General features: G+C 72.2%; 19 protein-coding genes. 8 read left to right on the forward strand and 11 right to left on the reverse strand.

The window, feature by feature from the left end:
* Nucleotides 1-103: 103 nt before the first annotated feature.
* The 5 genes from hpf to mtrA form a co-directional block, all read right to left on the reverse strand.
* Complete coding sequence (gene hpf / locus ABD340_RS20160; protein WP_344590612.1) at nt 104-799, reverse strand: ribosome hibernation-promoting factor, HPF/YfiA family; 696 nt, start codon at nt 797-799, stop codon at nt 104-106.
* Nucleotides 800-1,610: 811 nt separating this feature from the next.
* The gene (locus ABD340_RS20165; protein ID WP_344590613.1) at nt 1,611-2,306 is read right to left on the reverse strand and encodes a ComF family protein; all 696 of its coding nucleotides are present in this window, start codon (nt 2,304-2,306) and stop codon (nt 1,611-1,613) included.
* A gap of 63 nt (nt 2,307-2,369) precedes the next feature.
* Nucleotides 2,370-4,139, reverse strand: coding sequence for an LpqB family beta-propeller domain-containing protein (locus ABD340_RS20170; RefSeq protein ID WP_344590614.1), 1,770 nt, complete (start codon nt 4,137-4,139; stop codon nt 2,370-2,372).
* Nucleotides 4,140-4,141: 2 nt separating this feature from the next.
* Nucleotides 4,142-5,767, reverse strand: coding sequence for an MtrAB system histidine kinase MtrB (gene mtrB / locus ABD340_RS20175; RefSeq protein WP_344590616.1), 1,626 nt, complete (start codon nt 5,765-5,767; stop codon nt 4,142-4,144).
* 251 nt (nt 5,768-6,018) lie between these two features.
* Nucleotides 6,019-6,696, reverse strand: coding sequence for an MtrAB system response regulator MtrA (mtrA, locus tag ABD340_RS20180; RefSeq protein ID WP_030165828.1), 678 nt, complete (start codon nt 6,694-6,696; stop codon nt 6,019-6,021).
* A 320-nt stretch (nt 6,697-7,016) separates the two neighbouring features.
* Between mtrA and ABD340_RS20185 the strand changes: the two genes are divergently transcribed.
* From ABD340_RS20185 to ABD340_RS20210, 6 genes are all read left to right on the forward strand, one after another.
* Nucleotides 7,017-8,327 (forward strand): hypothetical protein, encoded by a 1,311-nt coding sequence (locus ABD340_RS20185; RefSeq protein WP_344590617.1) that lies wholly within the window; start codon nt 7,017-7,019, stop codon nt 8,325-8,327.
* Complete coding sequence (locus ABD340_RS20190) at nt 8,324-9,016, forward strand: DUF4129 domain-containing protein (protein ID WP_344590618.1); 693 nt, start codon at nt 8,324-8,326, stop codon at nt 9,014-9,016. The genes ABD340_RS20185 and ABD340_RS20190 overlap by 4 nt, the downstream gene beginning before the upstream one ends.
* On the forward strand, nt 9,013-10,230 hold the full coding sequence (locus ABD340_RS20195; RefSeq protein ID WP_344590619.1) for a DUF4350 domain-containing protein: 1,218 nt from the start codon (nt 9,013-9,015) through the stop codon (nt 10,228-10,230). Before ABD340_RS20190 ends, ABD340_RS20195 begins: the two co-directional genes overlap by 4 nt.
* Before the next feature lie 116 nt (nt 10,231-10,346).
* A complete protein-coding gene (locus ABD340_RS20200; protein ID WP_344590753.1) occupies nt 10,347-11,270 on the forward strand; it encodes an AAA family ATPase in 924 nt (307 codons plus the stop codon).
* 45 nt (nt 11,271-11,315) lie between these two features.
* Entirely contained in the window at nt 11,316-12,608 is a 1,293-nt protein-coding gene (locus tag ABD340_RS20205; RefSeq protein ID WP_344590621.1) for a DUF58 domain-containing protein, read from the forward strand.
* An 82-nt stretch (nt 12,609-12,690) separates the two neighbouring features.
* Nucleotides 12,691-13,323 carry a Uma2 family endonuclease gene (locus tag ABD340_RS20210; RefSeq protein ID WP_344590622.1) on the forward strand — a complete coding sequence of 211 codons (633 nt, stop codon included), beginning with the start codon at nt 12,691-12,693 and terminating at the stop codon, nt 13,321-13,323.
* Between the two features lie 20 nt (nt 13,324-13,343).
* Here ABD340_RS20210 and ABD340_RS20215 read toward each other — a convergent pair whose 3' ends face one another.
* On the reverse strand, nt 13,344-14,339 hold the full coding sequence (locus ABD340_RS20215; RefSeq protein ID WP_344590624.1) for a stage II sporulation protein M: 996 nt from the start codon (nt 14,337-14,339) through the stop codon (nt 13,344-13,346).
* A gap of 71 nt (nt 14,340-14,410) precedes the next feature.
* Between ABD340_RS20215 and ABD340_RS20220 the strand changes: the two genes are divergently transcribed.
* Complete coding sequence (locus tag ABD340_RS20220) at nt 14,411-15,538, forward strand: RDD family protein (protein ID WP_344590625.1); 1,128 nt, start codon at nt 14,411-14,413, stop codon at nt 15,536-15,538.
* A 27-nt stretch (nt 15,539-15,565) separates the two neighbouring features.
* Here ABD340_RS20220 and ABD340_RS20225 read toward each other — a convergent pair whose 3' ends face one another.
* The 3 genes from ABD340_RS20225 to ahcY (ABD340_RS20235) all read right to left on the reverse strand — a co-directional run bounded on the left by ABD340_RS20225 (nt 15,566) and on the right by ahcY (ABD340_RS20235) (nt 19,079).
* Nucleotides 15,566-16,144: a hypothetical protein gene (locus ABD340_RS20225; protein WP_344590626.1), complete on the reverse strand. Its 579-nt coding sequence runs from the start codon at nt 16,142-16,144 to the stop codon at nt 15,566-15,568.
* 1 nt (nt 16,145) lies between these two features.
* A complete protein-coding gene (gene ahcY, locus ABD340_RS20230; RefSeq protein ID WP_344590628.1) occupies nt 16,146-17,402 on the reverse strand; it encodes an adenosylhomocysteinase in 1,257 nt (418 codons plus the stop codon).
* A 246-nt stretch (nt 17,403-17,648) separates the two neighbouring features.
* On the reverse strand, nt 17,649-19,079 hold the full coding sequence (ahcY, locus tag ABD340_RS20235) for an adenosylhomocysteinase (RefSeq protein ID WP_344590629.1): 1,431 nt from the start codon (nt 19,077-19,079) through the stop codon (nt 17,649-17,651).
* A 155-nt stretch (nt 19,080-19,234) separates the two neighbouring features.
* Between ahcY (ABD340_RS20235) and ABD340_RS20240 the strand changes: the two genes are divergently transcribed.
* Complete coding sequence (locus ABD340_RS20240) at nt 19,235-19,621, forward strand: MerR family DNA-binding transcriptional regulator (protein WP_344590631.1); 387 nt, start codon at nt 19,235-19,237, stop codon at nt 19,619-19,621.
* A gap of 274 nt (nt 19,622-19,895) precedes the next feature.
* Here the strand turns inward: ABD340_RS20240 and ABD340_RS20245 are convergent, their stop codons facing one another.
* Together ABD340_RS20245 and ABD340_RS20250 are read right to left on the reverse strand one after the other, a co-directional pair.
* Nucleotides 19,896-20,564, reverse strand: a complete 669-nt coding sequence (locus tag ABD340_RS20245) for a response regulator (protein WP_344590633.1) — start codon at nt 20,562-20,564, stop codon at nt 19,896-19,898.
* A 39-nt stretch (nt 20,565-20,603) separates the two neighbouring features.
* Entirely contained in the window at nt 20,604-22,172 is a 1,569-nt protein-coding gene (locus ABD340_RS20250; RefSeq protein WP_344590635.1) for a sensor histidine kinase, read from the reverse strand.
* Between the last annotated feature and the right edge of the window lie 534 nt (nt 22,173-22,706).

Genomic DNA, 22,706 nt, shown 5'->3' on the forward strand with positions numbered 1-22,706 from the left:
ACACGACCCCTCGCCCCGGACCACCGCGTCCGCGGCTTGCTTCGAGTTACGCCTTTCCTAGATCATGACACGCTCTGGGCGGTGACGTGACGCATGTGCCACATCACTCTTCGACAAGGCGGATGACGCCGTAGTCCCAGCCTCTCCTCCTATATACGACGGAGGGATGCCCCGCGGCCTTGTCGCGGAAGAGGAAAAAGTCGTGACCGACGAGTTCCATTTCGAAGAGGGCCTGCTCGATTCCCATCGGCTCGGCCTCGTGGAACTTCTCGCGGACGATGAGGGGCCCGTCGCCCTCCATGGGGATCGGGACGAGATGCTCGTCCGCCGCCGTGTCGGCCGCCTCGTAGGCGTCGGCCGCGGCGTCCTCGGCGGCCGGCGCCGAACGCGTTCTGGACGCGTTCTTGGGGGACGGATGCGGAGGCGGTACGGCGTCGGCGGAGGCATCTGGGAGCGCCTCCATGGTGGCGAGCTTGGCCGGCGCCCGGCTGCCGTGGTGCACCTTCCGGCGGTCGTTTTCACGGCGCAGCCTGGACTCCAGCTTGTCCAACGCCAGATCGAGGGCTCCGTACCTGTCGTCGGCGGCCGCTTCGGCCCGGATCACCGGTCCGCGCGAGCGGATGGTCAGCTCGACCCGCTCCCGCTGGTCGGCCTGACGCGGGTTGCGTTCCTGCGACACCTCCACGTCCACGCGCCTGACCTTGGTGGCGAGGCGTTCGATCTTGGCCAGCTTGGTGTCGACGTGTCGGCGGAACCTGTCGTTGACGTCGGTGTGACGGCCCCTCACGATGATGTCCACGCGAGAAACCCCCCTTCTCCCGATTGCGTTCTCCACCCGCCCGGCGTCGTCGAAGCGCGGAGCGGGCGCCGCGACCCGATGGGGTCGCACCCGCCCGGCCGACCTGGTCTTCGTCCCCACATCCGCCTGCTGAGGGGCTCGCGGCGCTTTCGCCACTACTGCCCTTCTCCCGGTTCGGGGGATATCTGATCCCCCGCCGGGGCAGGACTCACCTCTAAGGCGCACCGTGATCGGTCGACGAGAAGTCGCCTTACGTGGGCCGTTTCGCCTGCGCCTGGCATCGGCTTGCCAGACCGCCTGCCGTGCCCTCGACGGGCACTGCGATCCGACGCAACCACGGACCCGGGCGGGTGCCATGTCAGGAACGCTAACCCCTTACGCCTCGAATGTCAGGGGGGTGGGCCGAGGAAATACTCACTGACCGTTATCGAGGGGACCCGCCGCACCACCCCCGTCCCCGCCGTGACCTGCTCACAAGCTGTGAATCGACATGACCGCAGAGCATGAGACCGTCTCCTGGGATACAGGCCACACCCACCTGACCAGCCGGTGAGTTCGGCAAACCGCCACCGGCGCCCCGCCCGCCCATGACCACCGTCGCCGCTCTCGTCCGACACAAGCCCGGGCGAGCCCCCGCATCTTCACTACGTTATGTAACTAACCACCTCACTCCCTTCCCCGCCCGCAGATTCTCACCATTCACACCAAGGGCACATTTCGCCTCGCCCGCCCCACCGGCCCCGGCACGCCCAGCGGCACGAGATCACCGGCAACTCGGCGTCGAACCGCGGCCAGGCCTCGCCCTCAGGATTCATGGTGGGTGCCGGGTGGGGGGTTTGGTCTTTTCTTGGTGGGTGGGGGTGGCGGCTACGGTGGCGGCTGCGAGGATCCTGGCGCCGGCCGTGCGCAGGGCGCGGGCGCCTTCGGTCAGGGTGGCGCCGGTCGTGATCACGTCGTCGACCAGGACGACGCGGCGGCCGGACAGGGGGACGTTCGGAGAAGGCTCCAGTGCGCCCGCCAGATTGGCCGCTCGCTGGACCGCGGACAGGGAGGCTTGGTCGGCCACCTCCCGGCGGTGACGGAGCGCCTGGAGGGCTGTGACGGGCGTTCCGGCCCTGCGGAGTTCGTCGACGGCGGCGGCTGCCATCCGTCTGGTGGGGTCGTGGCCTCGGGCGCGGATCGAGCGGTGGGACGAGGGGATCCAGACGACGGCGCACTGCTCGTCGGAGGGCACGGCCGTCTTGATCGCTTTGGCCAGGGCCGTGCCTAAGGGGGCGGCCAGGGGCGTGCGGCCGTGTTCCTTGTGGGCCACGATGACGGCACGGACCGGCCCCTGGTAGGAGGCGACCGCCCAGCAGCGGGACAGCTCCGCGTTGGGACGCACGTATCGGGCCGGAGCGCCCGTGAGGAACGCCAGGCATGTCGCGCATAAGAGGGCCGAGGGGCGGCCGCAGCCCGCACAGGTCTGTGGGAGGAGGAGGTCGAGGAGGTCGGACAGGAATTTCATGTCCGTTACGATGCCGGGCGTGTCGCGGCGGCCGCCAGAGGGCGGCCGAACTGTGGATAACTCTCAGCGGGGGTACGCCGGGTCGGCCGCGGGGATGTTGCAGACCCACTCGCTGAACTGCTCGCGCGGCGTCCGCTGGCGGCAGACCTGCTTCTTGTGGGACGAGCGGGTGCCGATGAGGACGGGTTCGTCCGGCGCCGCGGCGATCGACTGCGGCAGGCCGAGCGCGCCGCCGCCCAGCGTGCTGATCGCGCTGCCGCTGACCGGGACGAGGTAGGCCAGCACCTGCGAGTCGAAGTTCTTGCGGCCCAGGACGGCGAGCGTGCCGTAGTCGCGCCAGGCCAGGTCGATGGCGCCGCCGAGCTCGGAGCTCACCGGCAGGAACGAGCCCACGTCGGTGCCTCCCTCGTGCACGATCCGGCCGATCTGCACCTGCGCCCGGCCGTCCACGTTCACGATCGCGGCGGCGCGGACGCCGTCCCGGGAGACCCGGAAGGCCAGCACCTGGCGCCCGCCGAGCCCCCAGTGCGCGACCCGCACGGGGGCCTGGCCGCGGCGCGCGCGGACCCACAGCCAGGACTTGTCGCCGGAGGACTCGACCGTCCACAGCCTGCCGTCGCGGTCCCAGGACGGCGGGGTGAAGCGGGAGTCCTCGCCGGACGGCCGGAGCAGGGTGCGGATGTTGGCCGCGCCCGCGACCAGGTCGCCGACCAGGACCTGGTCGCCTTTGGGGGCGAGACCGGCCACCTCGACGTGGTCGGGCGCGACGGCGGGCCGGACGAGCCGTCCCCCGGTGCCGGTGGCGACCGGTTGCGGCTGGTCCTGGAGGAGCTGGCTGAGGTGGCCGGCGGCGCCGATGACGTAGGCGGTCTGGTCGGCGGAGATCCCGTCGGGGTCGTTGACCTGCCAGGACCGAACGGGCTGGGTGCTGCTCACGCCCTCCGGCGCGACCGTCTCGCCGTCGATCTGCAGCCGCCACTCCTTGATCTCCGACAGCTGCCGCAGCGTCCAGCCGAGCTGGGCGGACATCCGTTCCAGGCTGCCGCCGCGGGCCTCCCCGGTGAGGTCGACGGTGGCGACGTCCTTGCTGACGGTGACGCCCCGGCCGCGCAGCCGGGTACCGCGCGGGAACGCGCTCTTGACCGCCGGGTCGAGCCACGAGGTGGGGCCGTCCAGGAGCGCGCCGACCAGGTGGGCGGGCAGATCGCGGCGGTTCACCAGCGGCAGGAAGATCCCGTTCGGGACGAGGGTGCGCCGGTCGGGCGCGAAGAAGAACAGGTTCACGGTGCGGAACGCCCGGTCGACGTCGCCCTTGGTGAGCAGCAGCCCGTTCTGCACCTCGCCGGGCAGGCCGGTGAGCCGCCACAGGCCGTGCGCCGTCTTGGCGAGCTGGAAGGTGACCTCGACGATCTTCGGGTCGGCGGTGTACTGGCCGCCGGCGTCGATGGTGCCGAGCTGCCGGCCGCGCACCCGGACGGTCGCCGAGGTCGCGTTCTCCCTGACCACGTCGGGGTCCTGCCGGTCCTGCATGACGGTCACGGCGGGCCGGGGGGCGGGCCGCCACATCCCGGGCCACGACATGTACTCGCGGGCGACGGTGTGGTCGTCATCGAAGCTGGCGGACGCGGACAGAAAGCCCGAGACGATCTGCCCCGGCCCCCACTCGGGACGCGGCCGGACCGGGATCAGCCGGACATAGGGGTCGTCGACCTGCTCGGCCCCCTCGGCGCGTTTGCCGGACACCACCCGGCCGCCGCTGGGTACGCTCGCGCACCCGAGGAGGAGCATCGCCACCGCACCGAGGGCCGTGACATTCCGCCAGGTCAGCGTCACGGTCAATCTCCCGCCTCCAGTTCCGCGAACAGCGGGCGGGCGCTGCCCGCCTCGGGCGGCACCAGCGGCAGCGGCGAGCCGCGCAGCTCGGCGCCCGCGACCCGGGGCAGCGACAGCCGGAACTGGGAGCCCGCCCCGGGCTCGCCCCACGCCTGGAGCCAGCCGCCGTGCAGCTGGGCGTCCTCGCGGGAGATCGACAGGCCGAGCCCGGTGCCGCCGGTGGTCCGGGCCCTGGCCGGGTCGGCGCGCCAGAACCGGTCGAAGACCATCTGGCCCTCGCCCGCCTTCAGGCCCACGCCGTGGTCGCGGACCGCGACCGCGACCGCGTCGCGGTCGGCGCCCACGGTGACCACGATGTCCTCGCCCTCACCGTGCTCGACGGCGTTGACCAGCAGGTTCCGCAGGATGCGCTCGACGCGGCGGCGGTCGACCTCGGCCATGCACGGCTCGCCCGGCAGCTGGAACACCACCTTGCTGCCCTTGCGCTCGGCCAGGTTCTGGATGTCGCCGACCGCGCGCAGCACCAGGTCGCGCATGTCGAGCGACTCCGCGTCCAGGGTGGCGGCGCCGGCGTCGTGCCGGCTGATCTCCAGCAGGTCGCCCAGCAGCGACTCGAACCGCTCCAGCTGGCTCTGCAGCAGTTCCGCGGACCGTCCGACGGCCGGGTCGGAGAAGGTGTCGCGGTACTCGTAGAGCATGTCCGCGGCGATCCGGATGGTGGTCAGCGGGGTGCGCAGCTCATGTGAGACGTCCGACACGAACAGCCGCTGCACCTGCGACAGGCCCTCCAGCTCGCCGATCTTCTCCTGCAGGTTGGCGGCCATGTCGTTGAACGATCTGGCCAGCTTGGCCAGGTCGTCCTCGCCGCGGACCCGCATCCGCTCCTCCAGCCGTCCGGCGGCCAGTCGCTGGGCGCCCTGCGCGGCGAGCCGCACCGGGATCACCACCTGCCGGGTGACCAGGGACGCGATCGCGGCCAGCAGCAGCACGAGCACCGCGCCGACCCCGGCCAGCGAACGGCCCACCCAGGTCAGGGTGCGCTGCTCCTCGGTGAGCGGGAACAGGTAGTACACCTCGAACTGGCCGGCCTTGCCGCCGACGATCAGGCCGGGCTCGGAACCGCGGCCGATGTAGGAGAGCCTGCCGAAGGTGTGGTCGCGGGCACCGGTGGGCCCCTTGCCGAGCTCGTCGCGGAGCCGTTGCGGGACGCTCTCCTGACGCAGCTCGTTGGTGGCGAACCCGTCGAAGTACGGTTCGCGCACGTCGCGGATGTAGATCTCGTAGAGCCCGGACGGGCCGCTGCGCGCCTTCAGCCCGTTCACCACGCTCTCCAGCCGTCCGCCGGCGTCTTCGGAGGGGGTGCCCAGGTCGCGCTGGACGGCGCCGAGGCCCTCGTCGAGCTGGAGCAGCGCCGCCTTGATCTTGCCGTCCATCAGCGCGGTGGTGATCTGCTGCATGAGGAAGAGCCCGAGGATCGCCACCACGATCGCGGAGATGAACAGCGTGGAGGTGACCACCCGCACCTGGATGGAGCGGCGCCAGCGCGCGTAGGCGCGGCGGACCGCGCCGCGCACCACCCGGCGTCCGGTGCCGAGCCCGCGGCGGACCAGCCGCTTCACCTTGTTCATCGGTCTTCACTGCGGGGGGACGACCCCCCGTATCCCCCGGGATGAAGCGAAACGCCTCCTTCGCTTCGCCGGCGCTCGCGGTCCGTTACGGGAAACCGCCTCCTGCGTATCGCAGGCACGCCCAAGCACTCAGGAGGGCCGTCGCCCCGCACCCGCGGCCGAGCCGGCGGCCGGGGAACGACCCCCGGACCCCCGTCGCGAACCGCCTGGCCGACACCCTCCACTTCGCTGTGCTCCGTTCCGGGTGTGTGTCAGGCGGGGCCGGCCTTGTAGCCGACGCCGCGTACGGTCACCACGATCTCAGGGCGCTCCGGGTCCTTCTCGATCTTGGCTCGGAGGCGCTGCACGTGGACGTTCACCAGCCGGGTGTCGGCGGCGTGCCGGTAGCCCCAGACCTGCTCCAGCAGCACCTCGCGGGTGAACACCTGGCGCGGCTTGCGGGCCAGCGCCACGAGCAGGTCGAACTCCAGCGGGGTGAGCGGGATGTGCCGGTCGCCGCGCTTGACCGAGTGCCCGGCCACGTCGATGGTGATGTCGCCGATCTGGAGCGTCTCGGGGGCGGGTTCGTCGGTGCGGCGCAGCCGGGCGCGCACCCGGGCCACCAGCTCCTTGGGCTTGAACGGCTTGACGATGTAGTCGTCGGCGCCGGACTCCAGGCCCAGCACCACGTCGACCGTGTCGCTCTTGGCGGTGAGCATCACGATCGGGATGCCGGACTCGGCGCGGATCTGCCGGCACACGTCGATGCCGTCGGCGCCGGGCAGCATCAGGTCGAGGAGCACGAGGTCGGGCCGGGTCTCCCGGAACGCCTCGAGCGCCTTGTCGCCGTCGTGCACGAACGACGGCTCGAAACCCTCGCCCCTCAGCACGATGCCGAGCATCTCGGCGAGCGCGAGGTCGTCGTCGACGACCAGTACACGTCCTCTCATGGCCCTCATCGTCACAAGTCGGGGGTCGGTGGAGTGTGCCGGAAGGGCAGGACACACCTTGGCGTGCCAGGTTACCCTTGTTTGGCTCCTACATGACCCTTCCTGTCGGGCCGATGGTGCCGCTTCGGCCCGGGGCCGGGCCGCCGCGCCCCGGCCCGCAGCCGGATTGTAAAGAACGACCGGCGGCGCGTTCCCCGGTTTGACCTCGATCGGCGGGCCGGCCCGCCGATCCCGTCGTCGCACGAACGGACGGGGACGGGCAATCGCGGCAGCCCGCCCGTGACAGGATGACCTGACGAGTCATCGCACGGGGAGCAGACATGCCGACACCGGACGGTTGGGACGAGCGTGCCGTCCCGGGCGGCGGCGCGGCCGGGGACCAGGGCGCCGTACCGGGCGGCGGCGCCGTGCCCGAAGGCGCCCTGAACGGCCGTGCCCAGCCGGAGGGCGGTGCGGCGCCGCCGGCGGGCGCGGCCTCGGCCGGCTCGGCCGGCGAGATCCCCGGGCTCGGGGGCGAGGACGCCGCGCTGGCGGGCGAGATCCCGTTCCGGCCGCTGTCGATCTCGGAGATCCTCGACGGCGCCATCGCCTGCGTCCGGCTGTACCCGCGCGCCGTGCTGGGCCCCTCGGTGGCGATCACCACCGTCATCCAGGTGGCCGGGTCGGTGGCGGCGTACTTCTTCGTGGGCCGTTCGGCCCGGGGCGAGGTCAGCCCGGGCTGGGTGGTCCGCTCCATCGGCACCCAGTTCACGCTGGGGATCTTCGGGCTGGTGCTGTCGGCGTTGGGGATCGTGCTGCTGGCCGGGCTGCTGAGCCCGGTGCTGGGCCGCGGGCTGTTCGGACTGCCCGCCTCCCTGCGCGGCGCCTGGCGCGACACCCGGCCGAGGGCGGGCCGGCTGATCGGGGTCGGCGTGACGGTCACGCTGGTGCCGCTGCTGGGCCTGGCGCTGCCGGTGCTGCCGTTCGTGCTGTTCCTGGCGGTGGACGCGCATCCGGCGCTGGGCGTGCTGGCGGCGCTGATCGGGTTCCCGGTCGGCGTGGTGCTGATGGTGTGGCTGTACGTGCTGCTGGTGCTGGCCGCGCCCGCCGTGGTGATGGAGCGGGAGAGCTTCGAAGGGGCGCTGCGCAGGGCGTACGCGCTGTCCAGGGGCCGCTGGTGGCGGACGTGCGGGACGATGCTGCTGGCCATCCTCGTCACGATCTTCATGGGCTTCTTCGCGCTGCGGATCCCGTTCCTGCTGGTGGAGCTGGTCTTCTTCGGCGGGGGCGGCATGGAGGACTCGCAGACGGCGCTGGCGCTGTCGATCGACACCCTTGGGCGCATCGTCAGCTGGTCGGTGGTGCTGCCGTTCGACGCGGGCGTCATCGCGCTGCTCTACATCGACCGGCGGATGCGGCGGGAGGGCTTCGACCTCGAACTCCGCACCCGCGCGCTCGAACGGCGGGGCGTGCAGGCGGCGGCCGACGCCCCGGCGACCGCGAGCGCGGGTGACGACGGGTTCTTCGAGCACTGGCGCCCCAGCCCGCCGCCGCAGCCGCGACCGCAGCCCGTGCAGTACGGGCCCCAGTACCCGCCCGGCTATGGACCGCGGCAAGGACCTCCCCAGTACGGATCGGGGGCGATGCCATGATTCTCGACCCGATCGGCCGTGACGAGGCCCAGGAGCTGGCCCGCCGCGAGCTGGACAAGCCGATCTACCACCGCGACCGTCCGTCCTGGCTGGAACGGTTCCTGGACCGGTTCGGCGACTGGATGCGCGATCTGTTCGACCGGTCCACCGACCCGACGGCGCACGGCAACGGCAGCGGCTGGCTGTCGATCGTCGTCGTCCTGCTGGTGGTGGCCGCGGCGATCGCGCTGGTGGCGTGGCTGATGCGGGGCCGCAAGAACGTGCGGTCGCGCCGCGAGGCGCTGCTGGAGGAGGAGCCGACCACCGCCAAGGACCACCGGACCGCCGCCGAGGAGTTCGCGGCGGCCGGCGACTGGCCGCAGGCGATCCGCGAGCGGCTCCGCGCGATAGCCCGCGACCTGGAGGAACGCGCCGTGCTGGCGCCGCAGCCGGGCCGTACCGCCGACGAGCTGGGCGCCGAGGCGGGCGCCGCGCTGCCCGAGCTGGCCGGCGAGCTGACCGACGGCGTGCGGATCTTCGACGACGTCTGGTACGGCGACCGGCCGGGCAGCGCCGAGGCGTACGCCCGGATGAAGGCCCTGGACGACCGCGTCCGCGCAGCCCGCCCCCGCCCCCTCGGCTCCGGGAACGACGCGGACGCTGCGCCGGCCGGCGCCGGGGCGGCGGAGGACAGGGGCACGCGGTGGTGACCACGACGAAGCCGCCGAGCGCCCCCGCGGGCGGCACGGCGGGCGGCACGGCGGGCGACGGGCCCTCCGCCGGGCAGGTCGCGGCGCGCCGCTGGCGGGCCTCCCGGGGGATTCTCCTCACGGTGCTCGCGATGATCGTGATCGCGATCGGGCTGGCCCTGCTGCGTCCGAGCGGCACCACCCAGGACCTGGACCCCGAGTCGCCCAGCACGGGCGGCAGCCGGGCGCTGGCGGAGACCCTCAAGCAGCGCGGCACGCCCGTGCACGTGTCGCGGAGCGCCGCCGACGCGGCCGCGGCCGCCGGTGCCGGGACGACGCTCGTGGTCACCCGCCCGGAACGGATCACCGACGCCGACCTCCAAAGGCTGCGCGGCGTCCGGGCCGACGTGCTGCTGGTCGAGCCGACCCGGGACGTCCTGCGGGCGCTGGCGCCAGGGGTCGAGCGCGGCAGCAGCAGCTTCGAGTCGATCGCCGGCCCCGACTGCGCCCTGCCGGCGGCCACGCCGGCCGGGGAGGTCCTGTTCGAGCGCTCCGACACCTACGAGCTCCCGCCCGGCGGGACCGGCTGCTACGAGGCCGACGGGCTCTACCGGCTCGTCCAGACGCGGGACGGAACCCGCACGATCACCGTGCTCGGGTCCTCCTCACCGCTCACCAACGACAAGCTCGACGAGGAGGGCAACGCCGCGCTGGCGATGAACCTGGCGGGCGCGCGCTCCTCGGTCGTCTGGCTGATCCCCGACCCGCCCGAGCCGGGCAGTGGCAGCGAGGAGAAGACCATGGACGACCTGCTGCCGTTCGGGGTCAAGCTGTTCGTCCTGCAACTGCTCATCGCCGTCGCCGTGGTCGCGCTGTGGCGGGCCCGGCGGCTGGGGCCGGTGGTGGCCGAGACGCTGCCGGTCGTCGTCCGATCCGCCGAGACGGTGGAGGGCCGGGCCCGGCTGTACCGGGCGCACCGGGCCCGGGACCGCGCCGCCGACGCGCTGCGCGCCGGGGCCAGGCAACGGCTCGTCCCGCTGCTCGGGCTGCCCCGCAGCGCCGCTGAGGACCCGTCCACCGCGCAGGAGATCGTCACCGCCGTCGCCCACCGCACCACCTATGACGAGGCGATGGTCGGCGCGGCCCTGTACGGTCCTGAACCGGCGGACGACGGCCAGCTCGTCTGGCTCACCGACGTGCTCGACGACCTGGAAAGGCAGGTACGCCACTCGTGAACCACCCAGTCGGACTCGACAAGGACGGCGGTGCCGGGGAGCCGGCCGACACCGATCCGGCCGCCGCGGCCGAGAGCGAGGAGGCGCGGCGGCGCGCGGAGACCGCCCGCACCGCGCTGACCGCGCTGCGCGCCGAGGTCGCCAAGACGGTGGTCGGCCAGGACGCGGTGGTCACCGGGCTGGTCATCTCCCTCCTGTGCCGCGGGCACGTGCTGCTGGAGGGCGTCCCGGGCACCGCCAAGACGCTGATGATCCGCACCCTGGCGCGGGCGCTCGACCTGGACTTCAAGCGGGTCCAGTTCACCCCCGACCTGATGCCCGGCGACGTCACCGGCTCGCTGATCTACGACAACCGGACCGCGGAGTTCGAGTTCCGCGAGGGGCCGGTGTTCACCAACCTGCTGCTGGCCGACGAGATCAACCGGACCCCGCCCAAGACGCAGGCGTCGCTGCTGGAGGCGATGGAGGAGCGGCAGGTGTCGGTCGAGGGCGCGCCGCGGGCGCTGCCCGACCCGTTCGTGGTCTGCGCCACCCAGAACCCCATCGAGTACGAGGGCACCTACCCGCTTCCGGAAGCCCAGCTCGACCGGTTCCTGCTGAAGCTGACCGTCCCCGTCCCCACCCGGGACGAGGAGATCGCGATGGTGCAGCGGCACGCGACCGGGTTCGACCCGAGCGACCTGTCGGCCGTCCGGCCGGTGGCGGGCCCGGACGAGCTGGCCGCCGGGCGGGCGGCCGTCCGCACCGTCCACCTCGACGCGAAGGTCGCCGCGTACGTCGTCGACCTGTGCCGCGCCACCCGGCAGTCCCCGTCGCTGGCCCTGGGCGTGTCGCCGCGCGGCGCCACCGCGCTGCTGGCGACCTCGCGGGCGTGGGCGTGGATGTCGGGCCGCGACTACGTGACGCCCGACGACGTGAAGGCGCTGGCCCGGCCGACGCTGCGGCACCGCGTCCAGCTGCGGCCCGAGGCCGAGCTGGAGGGCGCCACCGCCGACGGCGTGCTGGAGGGCATCCTGTCCCACGTCCCGGCACCGCGCTGAGCGGGCCGAGGTGACCGGGATCGCGGCGAGGACGGGAGAGCGGGCATGGCGCTGACCGGACGTCTCGGGCTGCTGGCCCTGCTCGGCGCCATCGTGCCGATCTTCCTGCCGAGCTGGTGGACGCTGCTCGGCGTCTGGGGCGTGCTGCTGCTGGCCGTCGCGGTCGACCTCGTGCTGGCCGGGAACGTGCGGGCGCTGCGGCTGCACCGCGACGGCGACACCAACGTCCGGCTCGGCGAGAGCGCCCGGGTCGGCCTGATCGTGGAGAACCTCGGGCGCCGCCGGCTGAAGGCCGTGCTCCGGGACGCGTGGCCGCCGAGCGCTGGCGCGACGCCCCGTACCGTGCGGGTGGACGTGCCCGCCGGGGAACGCCGCCGCGCCGACGTCACGCTGCACCCCACCCGGCGCGGCGACCGGCGGGCGGTGACGGTCACGGTCCGCTCCGCCGGGCCGCTGGGCCTGGCCGCGCGGCAGTTGTCGCGCCCGGCGCCGTGGACGGTCCGGGTGCTGCCCGCGTTCCCGTCCCGCCGCCACCTGCCCGCCAAGCTGTCCAAGCTGCGCCAGCTCACCGGCCAGCACGTGGCGCTGATCCGCGGGCAGGGCACCGAGTTCGACTCGCTGCGCGAATACGTGGACGGCGACGACGTGCGGTCGATCGACTGGCGGGCCACCGCGCGCCGCGCGGACGTGGTCGTCCGGACCTGGCGGCCGGAACGCGACCGGCGGCTCTACCTGGTGCTCGACACCGGCCGCACGTCGGCGGGCCGGGTCGGCGACGTGCCGCGGCTGGACTGCTCGATGGACGCGGCGCTGCTGCTGGGCGCGCTGGCGTCCCGGGCGGGCGACCGGGTCGACATGCTCGCCTACGACCGGCGGGTCCGGGCCCGGGTGGAGGGCGCGTCCCGCACCGACCTGCTGCCCGCGATGGTGCAGGCGATGGCGCCGCTGGAGCCGGAGCTGATCGAGTGCGACGCGGCGGGCATGGTGTCGACGCTGATGTCGCGGGTCCGGCAGCGCTGCCTGGTCGTGCTGCTCACCGAGCTGAACCCGGCCGCGATCGAGGAGGGCCTGCTGCCGCTCCTCCCCCAGCTCACCGCCCGCCACCTGGTCATGCTGGCCGCGGTGAGCGACCCGCGGGTCGGCGAGATGGCCGAGACGCGCGGCGACCTGGCGGCGGTGTACGACGCCGCCGCGGCCGAGCGGGCCCGCTTCGACCGCCGCCGCCTCACCGCCGAGCTCCGCTCGTACGGCGTCGAGGTCGTGGACGCCCCGCCGGACGAGATCGCCCCCGCCCTGGCCGACGCCTACCTGGCCCTCAAGGCCGCAGGCCGCCTCTGAGCCCGCGGAAACCACGCGGTACCGTGCGAGAAACTTCGCCGCAGGTCATGTGACAATGTTTCCGGGCGGTACGCTCTGTGACATGGCGGCACCTCTTCCCCTGAACGAGCCGAGTACAATTCAGGCGCCACTAAAGGAAGTGGACAAGATGGGCGCATTGCCGGAATGGATGTTGTCACTTCCCGACGAAGGAATCACCGCGGAGCAATACGATCGGATGCCGGTAGAAGACTGCCGGAACATCGAGATCGTCGACGGGAGCATCGTCGTGTCGCCCGCAGCGACCCCCAGGCACAACGAAATCGCGATGGAGCTCGCCCATGCCCTGAAGCGTGCGGCGCCTCCGCCATGGCGCGCGACGATCGACTCCGATCTGCGCATTTCAGAGGTGCCTCTGACCAACCGCCGTCCGGACGTTCTTGTCTATCGGGGCGACCCGCGCAATCGGCCGGTCCTCCCAGGGGACGCTCTGCTGGCGGTTGAGATCATGAGCACCGGCAGCGTGAGTACGGATCGCTTCTCCAAACCAGTGGAGTACGCACAGGCGGGGATTCCGCACTACTGGCGCCTCGAAGAGAACTCGTCAGGACTGACCACGTATACATTCGCACTTAATCCGGCAAGTCGGGAATATTCCGAGACGGGTGCCTATCATGGAGCACTCAAGACGGAGCAGCCATTTCCTTTCGACATTGACCTTCCCGCACTGCTCTGATAAGGCCCCTCAAGGGCGGATCAGCCCGAGGTGGGGGCCAGGTCGGGGCGGAGGTCGGCGTCGCCCGTCTCGCCCCGCCGGACGGCACGGCGGCCCAGGACGATCACGTACGCCAGGAAGGCCGCCTCCGCGACCACGCCGATCCCGATCCGCAGCCACGTGGTGTGCACCCAGCCTGTGACGAATCCCTCGATCAGGCCCGAGACCAGCAGCGCGCCGATCAGCCCGAGCGCGATCCCGACGGCCGCCCGGCCCTCCTCGGCCAGGGCCTGGCCGCGGCGGCGCGGCCCGGGATCGATGATCGTCCAGCCGAGCTTGAGGCCCGCGCCGCACGCCAGGTAGACGGCGGTCAGCTCCAGCAGGCCGTGCGGCAGGATCAGGCCGAAGAAGACGTCGCCCTTGCCGTTGGCGAACATCAGCCCGGCCGTCACGCCCAGGTTGAGCTGGTTGAGCCACAGCACGTAGACCGTCGGGATGCCGAGCAGGATGCCGAAGATCAGCGCGACCGCCGACACCCAGGCGTTGTTGATCCAGACCTGGAAGGCGAACGAGGCCGCCGAGTGCTCGGTGTAGTAGTTGGCGAAGTCGTTCTCGACCAGCTCGCGGATCTCGTGCGGGGTGGCGATGGCCGCCTGCACCTCGGGATTGCGGGCCACCCAGATCGCCACGACCAGCGCGAGCAGGTTGCCCAGCACCGCGGAGCCCAGCCACCACCAGCGCATCCGGTACGCGGTGGCCGGGAACGACACGGCGGCGAAGCGGGTGACGTCCCGCCACAGCGGCGCCTGCGCGCCCGCGACCGCCGCGCGGCCCCGCGCCACCAGCCCCGACAGCCGTCCGACCAGCATCGGGTCGGGCGAGCTGGACCGCACCACCGACAGGTGGGTGGCGGTGCGCTGGTAGAGCTCGACCAGTTCGTCGATCTCCGCTCCGGTCAGCTTCCGGCTGGAGTTGATCAGCCGCTCCAGGCGCACCCACTCGGCGTTGTGCGCGGCCACGTAGGCGTCGACGTCCACCCGGCGAGACTAACGCCTCGGGCCCCGGTGCGGGCAAAATGGACCGCGCACCCCATTCAGGAGGAGGGACCGTGACCCAACTCGTCACCGGCGAGGCCGTGGCGCTCGATATCCGAGTGGCGCGATTGGCCAGCCGGGGGTGCGCCCTCCTCATCGACGTGTTCCTCCAGCTGATGCTGCTCAACCTGGTGCTGTACCTGGCCGGGGCGACCGCGATGGTCGCCGACGACGCCTGGTCGGCCGGGCTGAGCATCCTGGGCATCGCGACGGTGATCGTCGGCTATCCGTGCGCGTTCGAGACGCTGTCGCGCGGCCGCACCCTCGGCAAGCTGGCCGTGGGATTGCGGGTGGTGGCCGACGACGGCGGCCCGATCCGGTTCCGGCAGGCGCTGGTGCGGGCGCTGGCCGGGTTCCTGGAGTTCTTCGTCTTCTACGGGGCGCCCGCGCTGCTCACCTCGCTGTTCAACCAGCGCGGCAAGCGGCTGGGCGACGTGTTCGCGGGCACCGTGGTCATCCAGGAGCGGATGCCGCACGCGGCGCTGCACGGCCCGGTGGCGGTGATGCCGCCGCAGCTGGCGGGGTGGGGCCGCACGCTGGAGGTGTCGATGCTGTCGGACGAGCTGGCGATGACCGCCCGGCAGTACCTGGCGCGGTTCTGGGAGCTGCGGCCCGACGTGCGGGACCGGCTGGGGCAGCGGATCGCGGACCGGATGGCCGCGGTAGTGAGCCCGCCACCGCCCGCGGGGGTGCGTCCAGAGATCGTCATTTCCGCCGTGCTGGCCGAACGGCGCCGCCGGGAGGAGTGGCGCCTCTGGATGCGCCAGGCGCGCCGTATGCGCAAGCTGGGGGTCGCCTGGCCGTCCGCCGAGGCCGCCGCTCCCGCTTCGGTGATGGCGATGGCCGGGGCCCCGCCGGCGGCTCCGGCCAGGCAGGGCCCGCCCGCGCCGCCCGCGTTCAGCAACCCGGCGCCCGGACAGCCGCGTTTCCTGCCGCCGTCCAACTACGGGGCGGGGCCGTACCAGCAGGTCCTGACCGCGCCCCCGGCCTCGGGCGCGCCGGGGCCGTACGGCCAACCCCAGACCGGTGGCTGGCCCCAGCAAAGCGGTGGTTGGCCACAGCAGCCCGGCGGTTGGCCCCAGCAACCGCCGTCGCAGCAGCAGCAGTACAACGCGACGCCCCCGCAGCACTACGGTCAGTGAACCGCAGGGAGGCTCCACCCCGAGGGGTCAGAAGATGAGGCTGGGGGGTGACTCCAGGGTGGTCAGTTCGATGCCGGGGGCGTCCAGGACCACGTCCCCGGCCAGGTGCACCACATCGACTTCGCCGGTGGCCAGGTCGGTCACCTCGTGGCGCTCGACGGGCAGGGGCTCGGTCTCGGTCTCGTACGTGGAGGTGCCCGCCAGCCGCCAGCGGCGGTCGACGGTGAGGGTGGACAGGGCCGGACCGGTGACCTGGACGAGCCGTACGGTCCTGTGCTCCTTCTCGGGCAGGCGCAGCGTCCGGGCCACGGCGACCAGGAAGGCGGGAGACTCGCCGAGGAGGCCGATCGCGCGTTCCGCGTGCTCGGTGGCCTCGGCACCGCCGCCGCGCACCCAGGCGACCTCGTTGCCCGTGACGCCGCCGCGGATCCACCAATGCGGCGCGGCCAGTTCCACGCGGATCTGCCGCCAGCGGGCGTCCACGACCAGGTCGACGCGGAGTCCGTCGGCGCGCTGACCCACGTAGCGCCAGCCTCCGGCGCCGGGGGCGCACTGGAAGTGCTCTTCCAAGCCCTCGTCGAGGTGCAGGTAGGTTCCGCGGGGCACGTCAGGAGCCGATCCGCCAGGAGTGCAGGTAGTCCTCCTGGTCGGCGGTGAGGGTGTCAATGTTGATCGACATGGACGCCAGCTTCAGCCGGGCCACCTCGTTGTCGATCTCCTTCGGCACCTCGTGCACCGCCGGGGCGAGGGTCTCGTGCGCCGACGCCAGCCACGCGCACGTGAGGGCCTGGTCGGCGAACGACATGTCCATGACCGCCGCCGGATGCCCCTCCGCGGCGGCCAGGTTGACCAGCCGGCCCTCGGCCAGCAGCACCAGCCGGCGCCCGTCGTCCAGCACGTACTCGTCGGCCTGCGGCCGCACCCCCCGGTGCACCTCCACCGCCATCTCCTGCAACGCCCGCACGTCGATCTCGATATCGAAATGCCCGGAGTTGGCGAGGATCGCCCCGTTCTTCATGGCCGCCAGATGATGCCCGGCGATCACGTCCCGGTTGCCGGTCACGGTGATGAACACGTCCCCCTGCGGTGCGGCCTCGGCCATCGGCTGGACGGCGAAGCCCTGCAGCGCCGCGTCCAGTGCCTTCACCGGATCGATCTCGGTGACGACCACCCGGGCGCCCAGCCCGCGGGCCCGCTCGGCCAGCCCGCGCCCGCAGTAGCCGAACCCCGCGATCACGATCGTCTTCCCCGCCAGCAGCGTGTTGGTGGCGCGGACGATCCCGTCCAGCGTGGACTGCCCCGTCCCGTACCGGTTGTCGAACATGTGCTTGGTGTCGGTGTCGTTCACCGCCACCATCGGAAAGCGCAGTGCACCCTCCCGCGCCATCTGGTGCAGCCGGATGACACCGGTCGTGGTCTCCTCGCAACCGCCCTTCACCGTGCCGAGCAGGTCCGTCCGCTCGATGTGCAGGGTGTTCACCAGGTCGCAACCGTCGTCCAGCACCAGGTCGGGGCCGGTCTCCAGGGCCTGGTGGATGTGCCGGTAGTAGCCCTCCCGGTCGGTCCCGGAACGCGCGAACACCTCGGCGCCGTACTCCTGGACGAGCGCCGCCGCGGTGTCGTCCTGGGTGGACAGCGGGTTGGACGCCGCCAGCGCCACGCTCGCCCCGCCCGCCTGCAACGTCCGGATGAGGTTGGCCGTCTCGGTGGTGACGTGCATGCACGCCGCGACCCGCAGCCCGTCCAGCGGGCGTTCCGCCGCGAACCGCTCCCGGATCTGCCGGAGCACCGGCATCGTCCGGTCGGCCCACTCGATCCGCTTGACTCCCTCATACGCCAGCGAAACGTCCGCGATATCGCTCAACGTGATCCCTTACGAACAACTGCCGGACAGGCCATAAATCCCTGTCCGGCAGTGTCCCATCTACCTCAGCCGCCCTGCCTCAACCTCCGGCGACGCCAACCGCCGCGATCGCGTGCGAAGCCAGGTTCGAGCCTGCGAGAACCTGATCGCGCAGCGAGCCGCCAGGCGAGCCGGAGCGATGCGGCGATCGCGCGTCGCCCGCCAAAGGAGGGCGTTCAACGCCCGACGCCAAGGGCGACAATGAACTCAGTACCGGTAGTGGTCCGGCTTGTACGGGCCCTCGACGTGCACGCCGATGTAGTCGGCCTGCTCCTTGGTCAGCTCGGTCAGCTTCACGCCGAGCGCGTCGAGGTGCAGCCGGGCCACCTTCTCGTCCAGGTGCTTGGGCAGCACGTACACCCCGACCGGGTACTCCTCGGTCTTGGTGAACAGCTCGATCTGCGCGATGACCTGGTTGGTGAAGGAGTTGGACATCACGAACGAGGGGTGCCCGGTCGCGCAGCCCAGGTTCATCAGCCGGCCCTCGGCCAGCACCAGGATGGTGTGCCCGTCCGGGAACCGCCACTCGTGCACCTGCGGCTTGATCTCGGTCTTCACGATGCCCGGGGTCTTGGCCAGCCCGGCCATGTCGATCTCGTTGTCGAAGTGCCCGATGTTGGACACGATCGCCTGGTGCTTCATCGCCGCCATGTGCTCGGCGGTGATGATGTTGAAGTTGCCGGTGGTGCTGACGAAGATGTCGGCCTTGCCGACCACGTCCTCCAGCACCGTCACCTGGAAGCCGTCCATCGCCGCCTGCAGCGCGCAAATCGGGTCGATCTCGGTCACGACCACCCGCGCGCCCTGGCCGCGCAGCGCCTCCGCGCAACCCTTGCCCACGTCGCCGTAACCGCAGACCACCGCGACCTTGCCGCCGATCAGCACGTCGGTGGCGCGGTTCAGGCCGTCGATCACGCTGTGCCGGCAGCCGTACTTGTTGTCGAACTTGGACTTGGTCACCGAGTCGTTGACGTTGATCGCCGGGAAGGCCAGCTTGCCTTCCTTGGCCATCTCGTAGAGACGGTGCACGCCGGTGGTGGTCTCCTCGGTCACGCCCTTGATCGCGGCCGCGGCCTCGGTCCAGCGGCCCGGCTTCTCGTCGATGGTGCGGCGCAGCGTCTCGAGGATGATGCCCCACTCCTCGGGGTCGTCCTCGGTCGCGGCCGGGACGGCCCCCGCCTTCTCGTACTCGGCGCCCTTGTGCACCAGCAGCGTGGCGTCGCCGCCGTCGTCCAGGATCATGTTCGGGCCGCTGCCGTCAGGCCACTGGAGGGCCTGGTCGGTGCACCACCAGTACTCCTCCAGCGTCTCGCCCTTCCAGGCGAACACCGGTACGCCCTTGGGGGCTTCGGCGGTGCCGTCCTTGCCGACGACGACGGCCGCGGCGGCGTGGTCCTGGGTGGAGAAGATGTTGCAGGACACCCAGCGCACGTCGGCGCCGAGCTCCACCAGCGTCTCGATCAGCACGGCGGTCTGGATCGTCATGTGCAGCGAGCCCATGATCTTGGCCCCGCGCAGCGGCCTGGCCTCGGCGTACTCCTCGCGAATGGCCATCAGGCCGGGCATCTCGTGCTCGGCGAGCCGGATCTCCCGGCGCCCGAAGTCGGCCAGCGACAGGTCGGCGACCTTGTAATCCATGCTTGTGTAACTCCCTGTCTCCACTGGGGTCGGCGCCCGCCGCACCACCGTCGTCGCTCGGGTGGGGCCGGGTCTGCACGCGAGTCTAGGCCCGCCCTCGTGTCGAAGGCACGGTCGGCCCTGACTTTCTGACAGGGATTTGTCAGAATCGTCCCATGCGCATCACGGAGGCCGCCCGGCGGCTCGGCACCTCGCCCCGCATGCTCCGCTACCGGGAGAGCCTCGGCCTCCTCCCCGCCACCCGGGAGACCGCGGCCGGCTCCCGCAGCCGCGCCGCGGGCGGCCACCGCCGCTTCGGCGACGCCGAACTCCGCGCCGTCGCCCTGGCCCTGGCCCTCGAGAAGCGCTACGACATCGGCCCCGCCGAACTGGCCTTCGGCCTCCGCGTCCTGGCCGAACCCGAGGTCCAGGCCCGCGTACGGGAACTGGGCGAACGCATCGGCAGACTCTCCGCCCCACCCACAAGAGCCCTGGACTTCGAGCAGGAGAAGGCGCAACGCCTAATGCGCGGAGGCGCCTTCCGCCCAGGACGGACCAGATGACGAGGAGCGCCAGACGTACCTGCCAGCACCTCCAGGACGGCAGACGCCCGCCCACCTGAGGACTCCGGCACGTCCGCCAGGTTCGCCGACCAGCGACACCCCAGGACCGGTGACACATCCACCCCGGGCACTCCGACAAGGCGCGCCAGATGAACCTGCCAGCGGCGCCTTCAGGGCGGCTGGCACCGCGCCCACCAGAAGACTCCGGTGACACATCCGGTCTCCAGGAGGCTCCGACGGGTGTGTGCGCGGTGCCTTGGGTGTGGCTTCCGGGTCAGCGCCCCTCGCCTGGGACGACCACGCCTGATTCGTACGCGAGCATCACGGCCTGGGCCCGGTCGCGCAGGCCCAGCTTGGTGAAGACGCGCGCCACATGGGTCTTCACCGTGTGTTCGCTCACCACCAGCCGTGCGGCGATCTCGGCGTTGGAGAGGCCGCCCGCGATGAGGACCAGCACCTCGGTCTCCCGGGCCGTCAGCGTGGCCAGCTCGGACGGGGCCTGCGGACGGTTGCGGCGCTGCTTGGTGAACTCGCGGATCAGGCGGCCGGTCACCTGCGGGGCCAGCAGCGAATCGCCGCGGGCCACCACGCGCACGGCCGAGACGAGCTCGTCGGCGGTGGCGTCCTTGAGCAGGAAACCGCTCGCGCCCACGGCCAAGGCCTCGTAGACGTACTCGTCCACGTCGAACGTCGTCAGGACCAGGACGCGGACGCCGTCGGTGCCCGGTTGCGCGAGGATCCGGCGGGTGGCCTCGATGCCGTCCATGCCGGGCATCCGGATGTCCATGACCACCACGTCCGGACGGCGGGACTCGGCCAGCCGGACCGCCTCCCGGCCGTCGCCCGCCTCCCCGACGACCGAGATGTCGGGCTGGGCGTCCAGCAGCGCGGCGAACCCGGCCCGCACGATCGTCTGGTCGTCGACGATCACTACCTTGATCACGCCGACCCCCCGCCGCGCTCGCCGGACCGCCGTCCGTGGTCAGAGGCGGCCGGGCGCCTGGGAACCGGGGTCACGGGTGGGGGTCTCCTCCCTGGTCAGCGGAAGCTCGGCCTCCACCACGAACCCGCCCTCGGTGGCCGGGCCGGCGGAGAACCGTCCGCCCAGCATGGTCGCACGTTCCCGCATCCCCACGAGGCCGTGTCCACCGCCTGGTTCGCCGGAAGAGGCGGTTTCCAGCCGGGTATGCCCACTCTGGCCGGTTCCGGCGCCCGAGGGATCCAGTACCGCTGTACGAGACGGCGCCCCGTCGCGGTTCAGGACCATGGTCGGCGCGGACGCCCCGTCGTCGCGGACCCGTACCGCGAGCCGGTCGGGCAGGTAGGCCAGCTCCACCCGGACCCCCGCGCCGGGCGCATGCCGCCGCGCGTTCGTGAGCGCCTCCTGGACGATCCGGTACGCCGACAGCTCCACCGTCGTGGACAGCTCCCGCGGGTCGCCCAGCACCTGCATGTCGACCCGTCCGCCCGCGCCGCGATGCTGCTCGACCAGCTCGGGCAACCGGTCGAGGCGCGGCTGGGGCGCCGACTCGGGCTCCGACTTGGCGTCGGCGCGCAGCACGCTCAGCAGCCGCCGCATCTCCACCAGCGCCTCGCGGGCCGTCTTGGCGATCTCGGTGTAGCCGTCCCGGGCCTCGGGCGAGAGGTTCCGCATGGTGTACGGGGCGGTCTCCGCCTGCACCGCGATCATCGAGACCGAGTGCGCGACCACGTCGTGCAGCTCGCGGGCGATCCGGGCGCGCTCGCGCATGACCGCCTGCTCGCGCTGGACGGCGGTGAGCCTGGTGAGGGTCTCGCTGGTGCGCTCGTCGGCCTCGGCGCTGGTGCGTCCGGCGGTCTCGACCACGCGGCGCGCGTCGCCCAGCCCCACGGCGGCCAGCACGGCGACGACGGCGGCGGGCCAGGGGATGTCGCCGAGGGTGCCGGTGGCCACGTAGACCACGGCGATGACCACCAGGCCGCCCACCGCCAGCGCCCCGGCGGACTGCCGGGACAGTTGCCGGGCGAGCGCGTACAGCGTGTACAGAGCGGCGAAGGCGGTCGTCACCAGCAGGGTCTGGCCGGTGAGGAGGCTGCCGGCGAACGCGCCGAGCGCCACGGCGGCGACGGGACGCAGGTTCTCCCTGCGCCACACCAGCGGCAGCGTCGAGGCCACCGCGAAGCCGCCCGCCACGCTCAGCGGGGACGCCACCCGGGGTGCCAGCTCGGCCAGCGCGGCGACCGTCAGCGCGAGGCCGGTGAGGGGCGCGAAGTACCACGACCGGCCGAACTCGCTCCAGGCGTTGATCCACCGGGGCAGCGGCGCGGTCGTCGTGGCCGTCCGGGGGTGCCCGTCGCCGGTGCGGCGGCCGGTCAGCTTGGCGGCGATCCGCGCCCCGATCGGGCTGAGCAGCCGGCCGATCCCGGTGAGGATCCACAGCAGCAGCTGTCCCACGCCCGCCACGATCCGGCCGGACAGCCGCCACGCATGGTGGGCGAGCGCCGGCCCGAACCCGGCCGGCGTCTCCCGGTCATGGGACGGGGCGGTCTGGGAGTGGTCGTCGCTGGTCACCCATCAATACTGACCGGTCCCCGCCGGTTGTCACCTCACCGTGCGGTGTTATGCGCCCGACCTGTATCCCCCTCGAGGACGACATCATTTCCCTCCTCAGGGGGGACGTGTGGCGAACCGGCGGGCACGTAATGTCTTCATCGTGACCGATCCGGTGGCGCCGCTGACATAGGGGGTTCGGCGGAGCCGCCGCGGTCACACCAGAACCGCCCGGCTTCAGGGGTCCGGGCGGGGAGCATGGGAAGGCGCCTCGCCGATCGACCGTGCGGAGTGCTTCGCAGAGGCACGGCCGGTCAAGCCTGGGCTGGGGTCGACCGGTACAACGGCCGATCGGCGGGGAAGCCTGTGTTTATTTCAAGCTCGGCCCAGGTTGCTCGCCTAGCGGCTCGCACCCTGACCGAGCCTGGGCGAGCGCGACATCGCTTCGCGATCTGCCCGGCAACGCTCGCCTCCGGCATCGCCCCACCGGCCAGGTAGCGCGCTCGCGCGGTACCTGAGGTCCTCCGAGACAGGCCCTAAGCCCCAGCCTCCGAA

Source organism: Actinomadura vinacea (assembly GCF_039532545.1).
GTDB classification, from domain to species: domain Bacteria; phylum Actinomycetota; class Actinomycetes; order Streptosporangiales; family Streptosporangiaceae; genus Spirillospora; species Spirillospora vinacea.